Consider the following 16,011-nt stretch of genomic DNA (forward strand, 5'->3'; position numbering starts at 1 on the left):
AATGATGGCAGATCGAAAATTCGTTAAAATCCAAACGCCAATTCCAGGACCAAAATCACAGGAGTTACTTGCTCGAAGAAACAAAGTGGTTCCAAAAGGAATTAGTAATAATAGTGAAGCATTTGTAAAAAAAGCAAAGGGTGCACTAGTTGAGGATATTGATGGTAATACGTTTATTGACTTTGCAGGTGCAATTGGAACGATAAATGTGGGCCATTCCCATCCTAGAGTAGTAAGGGCGCTTCAAGCTCAGGCCGGCGATTATATTCATACAGGCTTTAATGTCATGATGTATGAATCTTATATTCAGCTTGCAGAAAAATTAGCAGATCTTTCACCTGGAAGTTTTGAAAAACAAGTTGCATTTTTTAATAGTGGTGCGGAAGCAGTTGAAAATGCAGTGAAGATTGCTAGAAAGTATACAAAGCGTCAAGGAATTATTTCTTTTACTAGAGGATTCCATGGTCGAACATTAATGACAATGACGATGACAAGTAAAGTTAAGCCATACAAATATGGATTTGGACCATTTGCTCCTGAAGTGTATAAAGCACCATATCCATATGTTTACCGTCGTCCAGATCAAATGGATGAAAAAGAATATAGTAAATTTATCATTGAACAATTTGAACAGTTTTTGATTGCAGAGGTTGCACCGGAAACGATTGCTGCAGTCGTAATGGAACCAATCCAAGGTGAAGGTGGCTTTATTGTTCCTGATCTTGATTTTGTAAAAAGGGTTAGAGAAATCTGTACGCAATATGGAATATTGTTTGTAGCAGATGAAATTCAAACAGGATTTGCTAGAACAGGTAAATATTTTGCAATTGAGCACTTTGGAGTTGAGCCTGATTTAATTACAATTTCAAAATCAATGGGTGCAGGAGTACCTATTAGTGGCGTGATCGGTAGAAAAGAAATTATGGAAGCTTCTGATGCCGGAGAAATAGGTGGAACATACTCTGGAAGTCCACTTGGATGTCGTGCAGCATTAGCAGTACTCGATATCATTGAGGAAGAAGGATTAAATGAGCGAGCTGTTGTAATTGGCGAAAAAGTATATGAGAAAATGCGTGGTTGGGCTAAACAGTTTGAACAAATAGGAGATATTCGCGGAATTGGCGCAATGTGTGCAATGGAGATTGTAACAAATAAGATAGATAAAACACCAGATAAAGTAACAGTTGGAAAGATTGTAAAAGAAGCTAACAATAGAGGGTTAATGTTGTTAAGCGCAGGTATCTTTGGCAATGTTATTCGTTTGTTAATGCCACTAACGATTACGGATGAGCAGCTTGAAGAAGGACTCGATATTTTAAGGGAGTCAATTGAAGCTGTATTAGTACCAGAATTTCAATTGGAGGTAAACTCATGAGCCAAATTAAAGAGAAATATGAAGTCTACCCAATGTATATAGATGGTACATGGGTTGGGAACGATCATGAATATTATACGAAGGTTACAAATCCAGCAACCGGTGCAGTTGTAGGGGCAATTCCAACTGGTGGTACATATGAAGCTAGATTAGCTGTTGATGCTGCTTATACGGCATTTAAAACTTGGTCAAAAAAGACAGCAGAAGAAAGATACCATTTATTAATGAATTGGTATCGTCTAATTGACGAAAAGAAAGAAGAAATTGCTAAATTAATGACAATTGAGCAAGGTAAACCATTAAAAGAAGCGTTAGGTGAGACGGTTTATGCAAATGGTTTTATTTCGTGGTATGCAGAAGAAGGCAAACGTATATATGGAGAAACAATTCCTGCATCACAACCTAATAAACGAATTCTAATTAGGAAAGAACCTGTAGGAGTTGTCGCAGCAATTACTCCTTGGAATTTCCCTGCAGCTATGATTACAAGAAAAGTTGCTCCTGCACTTGCAGCTGGTTGTACAACGGTTATTAAACCAGCTACTCAAACACCTTTAACAGCATTAAAACTTGCGGAGCTTGCTCATGAAGCGGGAATTCCAAAAGGTGTAATTAATGTTGTTACTGGTAAGTCTGCTGAAATTGGCGATGTATGGCTAAAAGATCCAAGAGTAACAAAGATTACATTCACTGGCTCTACTGAAGTTGGAAAAACGCTAATGGTAGGAGCAGCAGAGAATGTCAAAAAGGTTTCGCTAGAGCTTGGTGGAAATGCACCATTTATTGTCATGGATGATGCTGATTTATCAAAAGCAGCGGTTGGCTTAGTTCAGTCAAAATTCCGCAATGCAGGTCAAACTTGCATATGTACAAATCGTATTTATGTACAGGAAAGTGTAGCCGAAGAATTTACAGCGTTATTTACAAAAGAGCTAGAAAAATTAAAAGTGGGTAACGGTTTAGAAGAAGGAATTGATGTTGGTCCACTTATTGATCATGCTGCTTTAGAAAAGGTAAAAACGCTAGTTGAAGACGCTACTAATAATGGTGGAAAAATCGTATATAGTGGTAATAAACCTTCAGAAGAAAATGGATATTATTATGCACCAACTATTTTAACGGGTATTACGGATGAAATGGCATGTATGAAGGAAGAAATATTTGGTCCACTTGCACCAATTACTACATTTAAAACCGAAGAAGAAGTAATTGAGAGAGCAAATAATTCAAATTACGGTCTAGCTGCATATGTGTATACGGAAAACTTAAGTCGTTCTTTCCGTGTTACAGAAGCACTTGAGTACGGAATTATCGGACTAAACGATGGCACACCTTCTGCTGTACAAGTTCCATTTGGTGGTTATAAAGAGAGCGGTCTTGGAAGAGAAGGCGGTCATTTTGGACTTGAAGAATTTTTAGAAGTTAAATATATATCAATTGGGTTAGACATCTAATAAATCTACTGTTAATACAAAGCGCAGTTGTAAGCCAGTTAAACATTCAATTCAACTATTGTGATTGATCGTTTTACTGGCTTATTAACTAGATTAATAGAGGTGGAAAAATTGCCAGGTGCATTACATGGAATAAAAATCATTGATTTAACAAGAGTACTAGCCGGACCCTATTGTACGATGATTCTTGGGGATTTAGGAGCAGAGATTATAAAAGTAGAAAGTATAAATAATGGCGATGAAACTAGGGGATGGGGTCCACCTTTCGTTGAAGGTGAAAGCGCTTATTATTTATGTGCGAACCGCAATAAAAAAGGTATAACACTAAACTTAAAAAGTGAGCAAGGTAAAGAAATTTTAAAAAAGCTAGTTTCAGAGGCTGATGTAGTTGTTCAAAATTTCAAACCTGGAACAATGACAAAATTAGGTTTTGGGTATGAGGATTTGAAAAAAATAAAAGAAGACATAATACTAGCGTCCATTAGTGGGTTTGGTAGTGAAGGACCGAATTCAAGTTTACCAGGATATGATTATATCATCCAAGCGATGTCTGGATTAATGAGCATTACTGGAGAGAAAGAGGCAGAGCCAACAAAAGTAGGTGTAGCCATTTCGGATGTTTTAACTGGTCTATTTACATGTATTGGGATTCTTGCCTCACTGCAGAATCGCGATCGTACAGGAGAAGGTCAGGAAATCGATATTTCATTGTTTGACTCTCAGCTAGCTGCTTTAGTAAATGTAGCTAGTAATTATTTATGTAGTGGAATTGTTCCTGAACGAATGGGGAATCAACACCCAAATATCGTTCCATATCAAGTCTTTACTGCAAGTGACGGTGAATTAGTCATAGCGGTAGGTAATGACGAGCAATTTAAAAGGTTTACTTTACTAATTGATGAACCAATTTTATTGGATGAAAAATTTAAGACAAATACTGGCCGTTTACAGCATAGAAAACAAATAGAGCAATTAATTCAAAATAAGTTGAAGTTGAAAAGTAAAAATGAGTGGAAACAATTATTAGATCAAATAGGGATCCCAAATGGCCCAATAAATAATGTGAGTGAATCTCTACAGTCTGAACAAGCTAAATCGAGAGAAATGGTGTTGGATGTAAACCATCCTTTTATAAAGGATCTAAAATTAGTCGGATCACCGTTAAAATTATCAAAAACACCAATTGAAGTATTAAGACATCCACCATTACATGGTGAGCATACAGAAGAAATAGTAAGTAAACTAGGATATTCCCAAATTGAAATAGAAGAAATGAAACGAAATAAAACAATTTAAGGAGGAAATAAAAATGGATTTCTCATTATCAGAGGAACAAATTAGTGTAAGAAAAGTAGTCAGGTCATTTGTAGACAGAGAAATTATCCCTTTTATAAAAGAATGGGATGAAAAAGGTCATTTTGAAGCTAATATTCTAAAACGACTTGCAGATTTACAACTAATGGGTGTATGTATTCCAGAACAATACGGTGGAGTAGGAATGGATTATAACACATTAGCGATTGTATGTGAGGAATTGGAACGAGGAGACACTGCCTTTAGAACGGCCGTTTCTGTTCATACAGGATTAAATAGCATGACATTGTTACAATGGGGTACTGAGGAACAAAAGAAAAAATATTTAGTACCTCAAGCTGAAGGAAAGAAAATTGGAGCATTTGGATTAACTGAACCTAATGCAGGTTCTGATGTAGTAGCAATGACAACAACAGCTGTAAAAGATGGAGATAGTTACATCTTAAACGGATCAAAAACATGGATCTCTTTATGTGATGTAGCTGATCATTTCTTAATTTTTGCGAAAACAAATCATGACTTAAAGCACCATGGAATTTCTTGCTTTATCGTAGAACGGACTTTTGAAGGCGTTTCCACAAAAGCAATCAAAGGAAAAATGGGAATTAGAGCAGGGAATACTGGAGAAGTATTTTTAGATGATGTAAGAGTCCCAGCTGAAAACTTATTAGGTTTTGAAGGTGAAGGGTTTAAAATTGCAATGTCCGCGCTTGATAATGGCCGATTTACAGTTGCAGCTGGTGCTTGTGGATTAATCCAGGCATCACTTGAAGCAAGTGTAAAATACTGTAATGAGCGAAAAACATTTGGTAAAGAAATTGGTAAACATCAATTAGTACAACAAATGATCGCGAAAATGTCATCAAACCTTGAAATCTCACGTCTATTAGTTTATAAGGCTGGTTGGTTAAAAAATAACGGAAAGAGAAATACAAGAGAAACATCACTAGCAAAATGGATTTCTTGTAATGCCGCAAACGAGGCAGCAAATGATGCAGTTCAAATTCACGGTGCATACGGATTCTCAAACGAATTCCCGGTAGAACGCTACTTAAGAAACTCAAAAGCACCTGTAATCTACGAAGGAACAAGAGAAATTCACACAATTATGCAAGCTGAATATGACCTTGGATATAGAGAAGATAAAGTGTTAAGAAAAATGCTTCCAGCTTGGCCATTTGAAGAGGTTACAGTAGAAGCAGTGAAGTCTTAACACTAAATTTTGAGGATATTTGTTTTGGTAAGCTCAGCATATGCTGAGCTATTTTTTGTATAGGTAAGTATTTGAAATATTAAACTATCATTAATTGAATGCTTTAAAAAAGGATTATAAATGACTTGCGAATCATTTAATAACAACTAGAAATTTTTCCGATGTAAGAAGGGGATTTTGATATTAACAAGAATGAAAATATTTATGCAGTTTTCTGTAGCTATCTATTCTATATGGGTTGATAATGAGAGAGTCAATATTAATAATGAATTTTTATAGCAACAAAATTTGATTTCTAAATTCAGATAGTAAATAGTAATCGTTAAAGGAGTAGTTAATCAAAATGAACATAACAACAATCGGATTCTCAAAAAAATCTTTAAGAACATTTGCATCAATGCTCCAACAAAATAACGTAACTCATCTTATTGATACTCGATTACATAACAATTCACAACTAGCAGGATTTGCAAAAAAAGATGACCTACATTTTGTAATGGATTTATTAAATATTCAATATACACATGAAACAGAATTAGCACCAACAGAAGAATTGCTTAAAGCAATTAAGAAAAAAGAAATATCGTGGAATGATTTTGAAAAAGAATTTTTGAACTTAATACAAAATCGTAAAATTGAAACAAAAATAAATGATTTTATAAGCAATGGTGTTCCGTGCTTCATGTGTAGCGAAGAAAAACCACACCACTGTCACCGCAAATTAGTCGTAGAGTACTTAAGAGAATTCGATAATCGTTTTGAAATTATTCATTTATAAATACATAAAAATGAGCAATCTTTTTATAATGATTGCTCATTAGATTCGAAAAAAAGAGGCTATAAAGGTGTTTTTTTAAGGTGATAAGACTGTACGTTAAAAGTATTATTCTAAATTAACTAATCAACATAAGTACGTAACTTATTCTTTATTTGCTCGCAAACGTCATCAGCATGATCCAGTTCTAAAATAATTTTATCGTACTTGTGATTGTTTAAAGTTAAAACTAAATTACCATTATGGGTACTTGAAGCCATAAAATAGCTTACACCGTCTTTTTTAAAATATCCATATTTACTTGCTCCTACGTGTGTACCATATACTTTCCATAGAAATTGATGGATATCCTCTATTGAAACGTCCTTAATATCACAATAAGGTACCTCGATTTTATGTTTTAACCCTAATATTGTTTCTAAACCAGACAGTGTAATGACTAATTGATCTTCTTCAAATATTATTGTTTTCATAAAAATCCCTCCTTACTTCTTATACGATTGAGGATTTCATTTCGTTCATTTATTTTTGTTTCATATTTCATAGTCCATATATTTAAGTATAAATACATAAAAATGAGCAATCTTTTTTTCTAGATCGCACATCCATACAAAACTAAACAAACGTTTAATTAAATTTAGTACTCTTGATCAGACGATGTAACTCGCTTATGAAATTTATATAGGTTTAGTATTAGTAAAAATACGAAAAAAGTTGGATGATAGTTAATTTTTTTTTCATAGCTAGAAAATGATAGGGAATGATATCATCTAGATATAAGAATTATTTATTATTTTCAAAGAGGTACGCGATATGGATCAACAAGTACAAACTTATTTTAAAAACCTTGAATCAAAGGACAAGAATTTGCAATACGAAGCTTTTAACTATATTATTTCCGTTACAAAAGAGAATGTGGATTGGTCGTATGATGTATGGGATCAATTAAAATCGGATCTAACTCATAAAGGAAATCATAAAAGGTCAAGAGCTGCACAATTTCTCTCAAATTTAGCGATTAGTGATCCAGAGAAGAGAATGCTAAATGATTTTCCTGCAATTTGGCAAGTTACATTTGATCCAAAATTTGTTACGGCAAGACATACTTTACAGTCAATATGGAGAGTAGGTTTAGCTGGTCCAGAACAAAGAGCAATCGTCCTTGAGCACCTAGTAAATCGTTATTTAAATTGTAAAGAAGAGAAGAACTATACATTGATTCGTTACGATATCATTCAATGTATGAGAAATTTGTATGATGCAGTTAAGAACGAAGAAATTAAACAGAAGGCAAAAGAGTTGATTGAAGCAGAAGAAGATCCAAAATATCGAAAAAAATATATGACAGTATGGAAGTAAAGCACATTTAAGATGAACCGAAAAAGTTAGACAAATAGTTTTAAGCTGCTAAAGGGGATTGGACTCTGTATTCTACAGGGGACAGCCCTTTTTGTTTTATCTTGAGAGTAAAAAGAAAAAGGAAAAAGTTTTAATTTAACGACAAATGATAACAAGCGAGTTAAAGAGTAGAATATCGGATGGGGTTATTGTAAGTGAATATAATGCTCTAGAAAAATGGAGTGGAAATAGGAGACATGAGTTATTCACGTCTCCGTTTATTTGTTAAAATAGTTTCACATCTAAAATCTATTTTATTCTAGGCTTTCCAGTTGATCGTCGAACAATTAAATGAGGTGTGATTGTAGTTGTTACGGAATTTATTTGTTCGTTTTTATTTTCAATCAAATTAATTAGATGTTCCATAGCCAGATTTCCTAGAGATTGACTTAAATGAGTTCCCACTGTTGTTAATTGAATAGATGCATGGGCAGAAAACTCAATATTATCAATTGCACCAATGCTGATATCTTCCGGTATTTTAAAGCCTTTATTAAGTAGGAAATCCAAGCAAATTAATGCAATAGCATCCGTCGCAGCGACAATGGCTGTTGGAAATTCAATACCTGAAAATAGCTCCTTACAGGCCTGGACGATGGATTCTATAGTTGTATCAGTCGTTTTTATCCAATCCTCACGAACTGCTATTTTTTGTCTATTAGCCTCTAATTTAAATCCTTCTAAACGACCGTGAAATGTAGATGCTTGTAGCGGGCCACCTATATACGCTAGATTTTTATGTCCTAATTCGATCATATGATTTGTTATTAGTTCGCCGGCTTTTACGTTATCAATCTCAAAATAGTTTGTCCCACACGAATGCTTCCTATTGAAGGTCACATACGGTTTGCCTTCCAAACTTTCTAAAACGGGAAAAATAGAATCATTCATTAATATAGAAGACATTATGATTCCATCAACAGGGGCGCTTAATACTTGGTTGTAAAGCATTTTATCGTTATCTATTTTATGGAAAAATACGAGTACGTTATATCCTTTTTTTGCTGCGATCGATACAATCCCACGGGTAGATTCTTCATAAAATGGATCATGAGTATGTCCTGTGATTAACGCAATCATATTGGTTTTCTTTTTTACGAGATTTCTAGCATTCAAATTCGGATGATAGTTTAATTCTTTAATGGCTCTCTCTACTTTCTCTACTGTAGATTTTTTAATATTTTTAGATCCATTTAATACACGAGAAACAGTAGATTGAGAGACGCCAGCTAGCCTCGCAACATCGTGTGAAGAAACCAAATAAATCACTCCAAGCTCATATAATATAAATTTTAAAATAATAGTGAATTAATTAAAAAAGCAATGAATACGGCAGACGCACTAAATCTTGTTACTCCCAAAACAATATAATTTTGGAATTTTCTAGGGAGTATTTTAACATTATAGCAAATAAAATCGAATTTGATTAGAAGTTTTGTGTAAATTAATGAAATTTTTGCATACGTATTCATAGAATTTGAATGTAAGTGTAATTATTATGAAGATTAGATTCTTGCAGATAAAATTTTTATAAAAATCGAAAGCATTCTTACCTGAACCAACATACAATCACAATTAAGCACCACTAATTAGTGTATATAGATAAGTTTTCTAGATAGAAATTAAATATTTATAAAATGCTAAAAAATAAAAATTGTTTGACAATTATTAAAAATGAAGCTTATTATTAATACGTATTCATAAGATATGGAGGGAACCATGAGACAGAATATTTGGATTAACGGACAATACGTGGAAACAGAAAATTATTCAGAATTGCTTTCTCCTTATTCACAAGAAAAAATTTCTGATATTGCTATGGCGAATAAAGTACAAACCCAAAATGCAATTCAAGTTGCTTATGATTCTAAAGAAGTAATGGCTAAAATGCCTGCCCACCAACGAGCAGCCATTTTAGAGAAAGTTTCGCAACTTCTTGAAGAAAATTTAGAAGAAGCTGCAAGAGTAATTTCTCTCGAGTCGGCTAAACCACTTATCTTCGCTAAAGCAGAAGTAATAAGAACGATTGAAACTTACAAATTTGCATCAGAGGAAGCAAAACGAATTCATGGAGAAACAATCCCTTTTGATGCGGCAGTTGGCGGTATTGGAAAAATAGGTTATACCGTTCGAAATCCAATTGGAGTTATTGGTGCAATTACTCCATTTAATTTTCCGATGAATTTAGTTGCGCATAAAGTGGGACCAGCTATTGCTTCTGGGAATACCGTGGTATTGAAGCCAGCTTCACAAACACCACTTTCTGCATTTTATATAGCAGATTTGTTTAAAAAAGCTGGTCTACCAGATGGTGTATTAAATGTTGTTACAGGACCAGGAAGAGTTGTAGGTGACGCCATTGTAGAAAGTGATCTCGTTAGTATGGTGACTTTTACAGGAAGTTCCTCAGTTGGAATTGCACTTCGAGCAAAGGCAGGGCTTAAGAAAACAACACTTGAACTAGGTTCAAATGCGGCATTAATCATTGATGAGGATATTGATGTAAAAAAGGCTATTGATCGTTGCTTAATGGGCGCATTTTCAAACCAAGGGCAAGTATGCATCTCTTTACAACGTATATATGTACACGAAAAAATCTATGATGAGTTTGTTTCGCAGTTTGCAAAAAGTGCTAGTAAACTCAAACTAGGTGACCCTCTAGATCCTGAAACCTATGTTTCATCGCTTATTTCATCGAATGACTTGGATCGTGCTTTAAGCTGGATCGAAGAAGCAAAAGCACAGGGTGCAACTATTGCAACAGGTGGCAAAACGCTAGGCAATATTCTTGAACCTACAGTTATTTTAGATGTAACAAGTAACATGAAAGTATCATGTAATGAGGTTTTTGCTCCAATTGTTTCAATTTGTAAAGTATCTTCGGTTGAAGAAGCAATTGATGCTGTAAATGATTCTCGATATGGTCTGCAAGCTGGAATCTACACTAATAGTGTTATTAATGCACTGAAAGCAGCGGACGATCTACACGTAGGAGGCGTAGTTATTAATGATGTACCTACGTTCCGTGTTGATCAAATGCCATATGGAGGCGTAAAAGAAAGTGGTACAGGACGTGAAGGATTGAAATATGCAATTGAAGAAATGACTGAAATGAAACTCGTTATTTGGCACAAAGGATAAATTTTAGACATCATCTAAACTGGTCTTCGTTTTTAATTGGACCGACCGTTTAGCTTTATCGTTTTTTAGACGGTACATGTTTTTAACTGTTTATAGGTTCTCATACTGGAATTTGAAATGAGCGTTTAGGCAGTTATACATATTAGGTATGATTAGCTCGTTATTAATTCAGTAATTGAAAAATAAAACATCGAAGAGAAATTTTTATAAAAACGGAGGAATCAAATAATGATTAAGCAACTATCCACAAAAGAATGGCAAGAAAAGCGAGATAAATACGTTGTAAAAGGCGTTAGCAATGGAAATCGAGCAGTTGCTGTAAAAGGCAAGGGAGCTACATTATATGATTTGGAAGGTAAGAAGTTTATTGACTTCGGTGCAGCTATAGGAACTATTAACGTAGGGCATTCACACCCAAAAGTAGTAGCAGCCATACAAGAACAAGCAGAAAAAATCATTCATCCTGGCTTCAATGTCGTTATGTATCCGTCATACATTGAAGTTTGTGAAAGATTGTGTGAAGCTACACCAGGAGATTTTGCAAAAAAAGCAATTTTATTAAACAGTGGTGCTGAAGCAGTTGAAAATGCCGTGAAGATCGCAAGGAAATATACAAAACGCCAAGCAGTTGTCACATTTACTCGTGGATTTCACGGACGTACGTTAATGACGATGACAATGACTAGCAAAGTAAAACCATATAAACTTGGTTTTGGTCCTTTTGCTCCTGAAGTATATCAAGCACCTTATCCATATATGTACCGTAAGCCAGACGGGATGACTGATGAGCAATACGAAGCAGATGTTATTGCACAGTTTAATCAATTTTTTGTAGCAACAGTAGCACCAGAGACTGTAGCGTGTATTGTTATGGAGCCGATTCAAGGAGAAGGTGGATTTGTAATACCGCCAAAATCATTTGTAAAACACGTTCGTGAATTTTGTTCAAAACATGGCATTGTGATGGTGGCAGATGAAATTCAAACCGGATTCGCAAGAACAGGAACACTATTTGCGATGGAGCATTTCGAAATTGCAGCAGATCTTATGACAGCCTCTAAATCTATCGCAGGTGGTATGCCACTAAGTGCTGTTATTGGTAAGGCTGAAATTATGGACATAGCAGATCCGGGTGAATTAGGTGGAACTTATTGTGGAAACCCAATTGCATGCGAAGCCGCGTTGGCAGTATTAGAAGTCATTGAAGAAGAAGAATTGTGTGAAAAAGCAGAATGGATTGGTGATGTACTTGAGAGACGTGTGAAAACATGGCAATTAGAGTACAACTTCATTGGAGAATTCCGTCGTCTAGGAGCAATGTGTGCAGTAGAGATTGTAACGGATCAAAAATTAAAAACACCAAATAAAGAGCTTACTACAAAAATTGCAAAAGCAGCAAATGAAGCTGGGCTTCTATTACTTACTGCAGGTTTAGATGGAAATATTATTCGTTTTTTAAGCCCACTAGTGATAACAGAAAATGAGTTAAACGAAGGTCTTGCTATTTTAGAAAACGTATTAGCTAATTGTTAAATTTTGTTGAAACTGATCATTCAATGATTTTCATATGTTCAAACTTTTTAAAAGTAACGTCCGAATGTGTAGGCTAATAGGACTTGCTCGAGTCTTTTACTGCAAGGTTTTTATAAATACTTTTATATTAACGGAAAAAAGGATAGGGTGAATATGGAGAAACAACACAATGGTTTACAACAAAATCTAAAACACCGTCATATTCAAATGATTTCAATTGGAGGAATCATAGGGGCAGGTTTATTCGTAGGTAGTGGGAATGTTATTCATAGTGCGGGTCCATCAGCAATTGTTGCTTATATAATAGCGGGATTATTAGTTGCACTACTTATGAGAATGTTAGGAGAAATGGCTGCTGAGAACCCAGTTAGTGGTTCGTTTTCAACGTATGCAAAAGAGGCGATTGGCCCTTGGGCAGGATACACGATTGGTTGGTTGTATTGGTTTTTCTGGTTAATTACAATCGCAATCGAAGCGATTGCAGGTGCAAATATAATGAATTCATGGTTCCCAAGTATCCCATTATGGGGATGGGCTTTAATTCTTACATTTGTACTTTCACTCACCAATATTTTATCAGTGAAAACATTTGGAGAGTTTGAATATTGGTTTGCCATTACAAAGGTAGTGGCGATCTCTGCGTTTATGTTATTAGGTCTTGCGATTTTATTCAAATTAATCCCTACGATTCAGTCTCCGGGATTATCAAATTTGACACAACATGGCGGATTTTTCCCGAAAGGTGTAAGCGCAATATTAGGTGGTTTTATGACAGTTATGTTTGCTTTTTTTGGGTCTGAAATTGCAGCGATTGCTGCTGGTGAATCAAAAGACCCTCAAAAATCTGTTGTTACTGCCATTAATACTGTTGTTTGGCGTGTAGCATTGTTCTATATTGGGTCAGTTTCTATTTTAGTTTTATTACTGCCTTGGGATGATGCAAAATCATTAAGTAGCCCATATGTAACGTTGCTTAACAATTTAGGAATTCCAGGAGCTGGGACAATCATGAAGATTGTTGTACTTTTTTCAGTACTTTCTTGTTTGAATTCAGCACTTTATACGAATTCTCGAATGCTTTATTCTTTGGCGCAGCAAGGAAGTGCTCCGAGAATCTTTACAAAAGTAAACAAAGGTGGATCACCGTATTGGGCGGTCTGGGCAAGTTCAGCTTTCGCCTTCTTAGCTGCAATTTTTAACTTTATTTCACCGGATAAACTTTTTTCATTTCTCCTGAATGCATCAGGTTCAATCGCGCTTCTAGTGTATATTGTTATTGCAGTATCACATGTAATAAAGCGAAGACAAGCTGAGAAAACAGGTAAAGTGTTACGATTAAAAATGTGGGGTTTCCCATTTGTTACTTACATTACTATTCTAGCGATGGTTGTCATTTATTTTTCGATGTACTTTATGAATGATCTCCGCTCTCAGTTCTATTTAACATCATTAATTACAGTTTTAGTTATTTCTTCATTCTTTATTTTTAAAATTGGAAAGAAAGAAGAAGTTGTATCAAAACAACATGCGGGTTAATATACTTGTTGTTAAGCTATGCAGGGTAATCTTCTTTCCAGGCAACGATCAACATTACGTTTGTGTTTGTTGATAAAAAAAGAAACCAAAAGCGAATTTAATATGAAAGCGCTACTACTTATTGGATTTGATTTACCTAGAGTATTTAAGAAAAAATGGCTTACTTTCTAAACGAGTTTTTTCGTATTAATTACATTGGAAAATTAAAAAAGAAGACCATGTAAAAACGGTCTTCTTTTTTTATGAAAATTACTACAAAATGACATACCAATTATAAAATGTTACGTCTTTTTAGAGTAAGTTTGTTTTTAACTTAATAAAAATTTGCTAAATTCATCTATTGTTTCAAAATAAAATTTTGATTCATTTTTCATTTGCTGTTTAATTTCAGGAATATTATGTGACCAACCTGCAGCTGCGAAGTCTACGTGACAGGATTTAGCCATTTCCAAACCTGGCTTAAGGTCATCTAACATCAATGCATCTGATTCTTTTAGATTAAAACGTCTCAATATTTCTTTAATCGGATAAGGATATGGTTTTCTTTGATGCTCAGGCAGTTCCCATCCAAAGATTGCATCTGGGATAAAACCGCAATGCTGCAAGTAATCTCGTTCAATTCGGTTTCTCTCAGAATGAGATACTACGGTTAGTATGCCACCCCGTTCTTTAAATTCCTTTATTGTTTCAGGAAATTTCTCGTAAAAGTCGGGAATTGTGGATGAAGTATAGCTTTGCCAAATTTCTTGTTGAACGGTCATTTCATCTTCGTTGAATTTCATAATGTCTTTACATAAAGAATGAAACCCAGGTTCAAAGCAATATTCTACAAACTCTTCAAAAGAAATAGGTTCATCATTTGGTCGAAGCTTTTTAATTGCTTCAACAAAGGATGGGTAGTGAATTTCAGGTGTACTCATTACGGCAGTATCATCATGATCTAAAATGATACATTTATACTTTAAATTCATATAAACCACTCTCAATCTAATCTACATAAGTTTCCTATAATTTAACATAAAAAAAGAGAAGTTAGTTCATCATCTGTTTAATTAAATCACGATTTCGTTGTTTAAATACGTCATTATGAGAAGAAACCATAGCAGATCCACTAGCATCTGGTTGAATATATTGCTTCGCTTTATTAACGGCATTAGCGGCATCTTGAAATGCACCAGCAATTAATTGTAACTTTCCTTCATGCATTAATATATCTCCAGCTGCGTAAATCCCTTCAATCGAAGTTTCACTCGTTGTATTCCCTTTTATATAGAAATCTTGAATCATTTCTACTTTTATTTCACTGTTATTTAATAAAGAAGTATCTTGTTCATAACCGTGGTTTATGATTACTTCATCAATTGCCAAATGAGATATTTCACCAGTTTCATTATTTGTCAGTTCAACCTTTTCTATTTCTTCATGGTTTTCACCAGCAATTAGTTTTGTAATAGATGTATTGAAAAGACATTCAACTGAACTATTCATTAATTGAGAGACTTGTGCTTCATGACCCTTTAGAGCATCTTTTCGGTAAGTTAAATAAACTTTCTTAGCAATTGGCTCTAACTCATTTGCCCAATCAATTGCAGAGTTACCACCACCGGAAACGATTACAGTTTTATTTTGGAAATGTTTAAGTGATTTTACTGTATAGTTTAAATTTGAAACTTCGAATCTTTCTGCACCATCTATTTGAAGCTTTGTTGGATTTAAAATACCGCTTCCAACTGCCACAATAACTGTTTTAGAATAATGTTTTTGACCTGAAGCTGTATGTAAAACAAAAATGCCATTATCGTCACGAGTGATTGTGTCGACTTTTTCATTTAACACAATAGTCGGATCAAACGTTAATCCTTGCTGAACAATTTGTCCGATAAATCTCTCGCCAGGGATTGGTGGTTGTCCTCCAACATCCCAAATCACCTTTTCAGGATAACAATGAACTTTACCGCCTAATTCAGATTGAAATTCTATAATTTTTGTTTTCATTTCTCGTAAACCACTATAAAAGGCAGAGTAAAGTCCAGCAGGACCTCCTCCGATTACTGTTACATCATAAAGATCATTCATGTTCATTATGTTCTCACTCCAGAATATTCTGTCATTGATTATCATTCTCAATAAAATATAAACCATTTTTGAGAATTTTTCAATGATTTCACTAAAAATTAATATTGACAATAATAGTAAATAGACTTATATTTACCTAGTAACAACAACTGATAATAATTATCATTATCAATAAAGGCTGAAATACTAAATGAAT

At 34.4% G+C, this 16,011-nt stretch carries 13 protein-coding genes; 9 read left to right on the forward strand and 4 right to left on the reverse strand.

Going from position 1 to position 16,011, the window contains the following annotated elements; genetic code table 11:
- Positions 1-4: 4 nt before the first annotated feature.
- The 5 genes from gabT (CN946_RS19180) (at position 5) to CN946_RS19200 (ending at position 6,134) form a co-directional block, all read left to right on the forward strand.
- Positions 5-1,375 (forward strand): 4-aminobutyrate--2-oxoglutarate transaminase, encoded by a 1,371-nt coding sequence (gabT, locus tag CN946_RS19180; protein WP_098862549.1) that lies wholly within the window; start codon positions 5-7, stop codon positions 1,373-1,375.
- Entirely contained in the window at positions 1,372-2,829 is a 1,458-nt protein-coding gene (locus tag CN946_RS19185; RefSeq protein ID WP_098862550.1) for an NAD-dependent succinate-semialdehyde dehydrogenase, read from the forward strand. The genes gabT (CN946_RS19180) and CN946_RS19185 overlap by 4 nt, the downstream gene beginning before the upstream one ends.
- A gap of 111 nt (positions 2,830-2,940) precedes the next feature.
- On the forward strand, positions 2,941-4,125 hold the full coding sequence (locus CN946_RS19190; protein WP_098862551.1) for a CaiB/BaiF CoA transferase family protein: 1,185 nt from the start codon (positions 2,941-2,943) through the stop codon (positions 4,123-4,125).
- Between the two features lie 13 nt (positions 4,126-4,138).
- On the forward strand, positions 4,139-5,356 hold the full coding sequence (locus CN946_RS19195) for an acyl-CoA dehydrogenase family protein (protein ID WP_098862552.1): 1,218 nt from the start codon (positions 4,139-4,141) through the stop codon (positions 5,354-5,356).
- A 343-nt stretch (positions 5,357-5,699) separates the two neighbouring features.
- A complete protein-coding gene (locus CN946_RS19200) occupies positions 5,700-6,134 on the forward strand; it encodes a DUF488 domain-containing protein (protein WP_098862553.1) in 435 nt (144 codons plus the stop codon).
- A gap of 119 nt (positions 6,135-6,253) precedes the next feature.
- Here CN946_RS19200 and CN946_RS19205 read toward each other — a convergent pair whose 3' ends face one another.
- The gene (locus CN946_RS19205; RefSeq protein ID WP_098862554.1) at positions 6,254-6,604 is read right to left on the reverse strand and encodes a hypothetical protein; all 351 of its coding nucleotides are present in this window, start codon (positions 6,602-6,604) and stop codon (positions 6,254-6,256) included.
- 340 nt (positions 6,605-6,944) lie between these two features.
- Between CN946_RS19205 and CN946_RS19210 the strand changes: the two genes are divergently transcribed.
- Complete coding sequence (locus CN946_RS19210; protein ID WP_098862555.1) at positions 6,945-7,490, forward strand: hypothetical protein; 546 nt, start codon at positions 6,945-6,947, stop codon at positions 7,488-7,490.
- A 288-nt stretch (positions 7,491-7,778) separates the two neighbouring features.
- On the opposite strand, the gene CN946_RS19215 is transcribed toward CN946_RS19210, so the two are convergent.
- Positions 7,779-8,789 carry a LacI family DNA-binding transcriptional regulator gene (locus CN946_RS19215; protein WP_141546944.1) on the reverse strand — a complete coding sequence of 337 codons (1,011 nt, stop codon included), beginning with the start codon at positions 8,787-8,789 and terminating at the stop codon, positions 7,779-7,781.
- A gap of 459 nt (positions 8,790-9,248) precedes the next feature.
- Here CN946_RS19215 and CN946_RS19220 point away from each other — a divergent pair, with 459 nt between their 5' ends.
- The 3 genes from CN946_RS19220 to CN946_RS19230 all read left to right on the forward strand — a co-directional run bounded on the left by CN946_RS19220 (position 9,249) and on the right by CN946_RS19230 (position 13,739).
- A complete protein-coding gene (locus CN946_RS19220; RefSeq protein ID WP_286133986.1) occupies positions 9,249-10,670 on the forward strand; it encodes an aldehyde dehydrogenase family protein in 1,422 nt (473 codons plus the stop codon).
- Between the two features lie 228 nt (positions 10,671-10,898).
- Positions 10,899-12,203 carry a 4-aminobutyrate--2-oxoglutarate transaminase gene (gene gabT / locus CN946_RS19225; RefSeq protein ID WP_098862558.1) on the forward strand — a complete coding sequence of 435 codons (1,305 nt, stop codon included), beginning with the start codon at positions 10,899-10,901 and terminating at the stop codon, positions 12,201-12,203.
- A 153-nt stretch (positions 12,204-12,356) separates the two neighbouring features.
- Positions 12,357-13,739, forward strand: a complete 1,383-nt coding sequence (locus CN946_RS19230; RefSeq protein WP_098862559.1) for an amino acid permease — start codon at positions 12,357-12,359, stop codon at positions 13,737-13,739.
- A 308-nt stretch (positions 13,740-14,047) separates the two neighbouring features.
- On the opposite strand, the gene CN946_RS19235 is transcribed toward CN946_RS19230, so the two are convergent.
- A complete protein-coding gene (locus CN946_RS19235) occupies positions 14,048-14,710 on the reverse strand; it encodes an HAD family hydrolase (RefSeq protein ID WP_098862560.1) in 663 nt (220 codons plus the stop codon).
- 61 nt (positions 14,711-14,771) lie between these two features.
- A complete protein-coding gene (locus CN946_RS19240) occupies positions 14,772-15,821 on the reverse strand; it encodes an NAD(P)/FAD-dependent oxidoreductase (RefSeq protein WP_098862561.1) in 1,050 nt (349 codons plus the stop codon).
- Positions 15,822-16,011 lie beyond the last annotated feature (190 nt).

It is taken from the genome of Bacillus sp. AFS053548 (genome assembly GCF_002575105.1).
Classification (GTDB): Bacteria; Bacillota; Bacilli; order Bacillales; family Bacillaceae_G; genus Gottfriedia.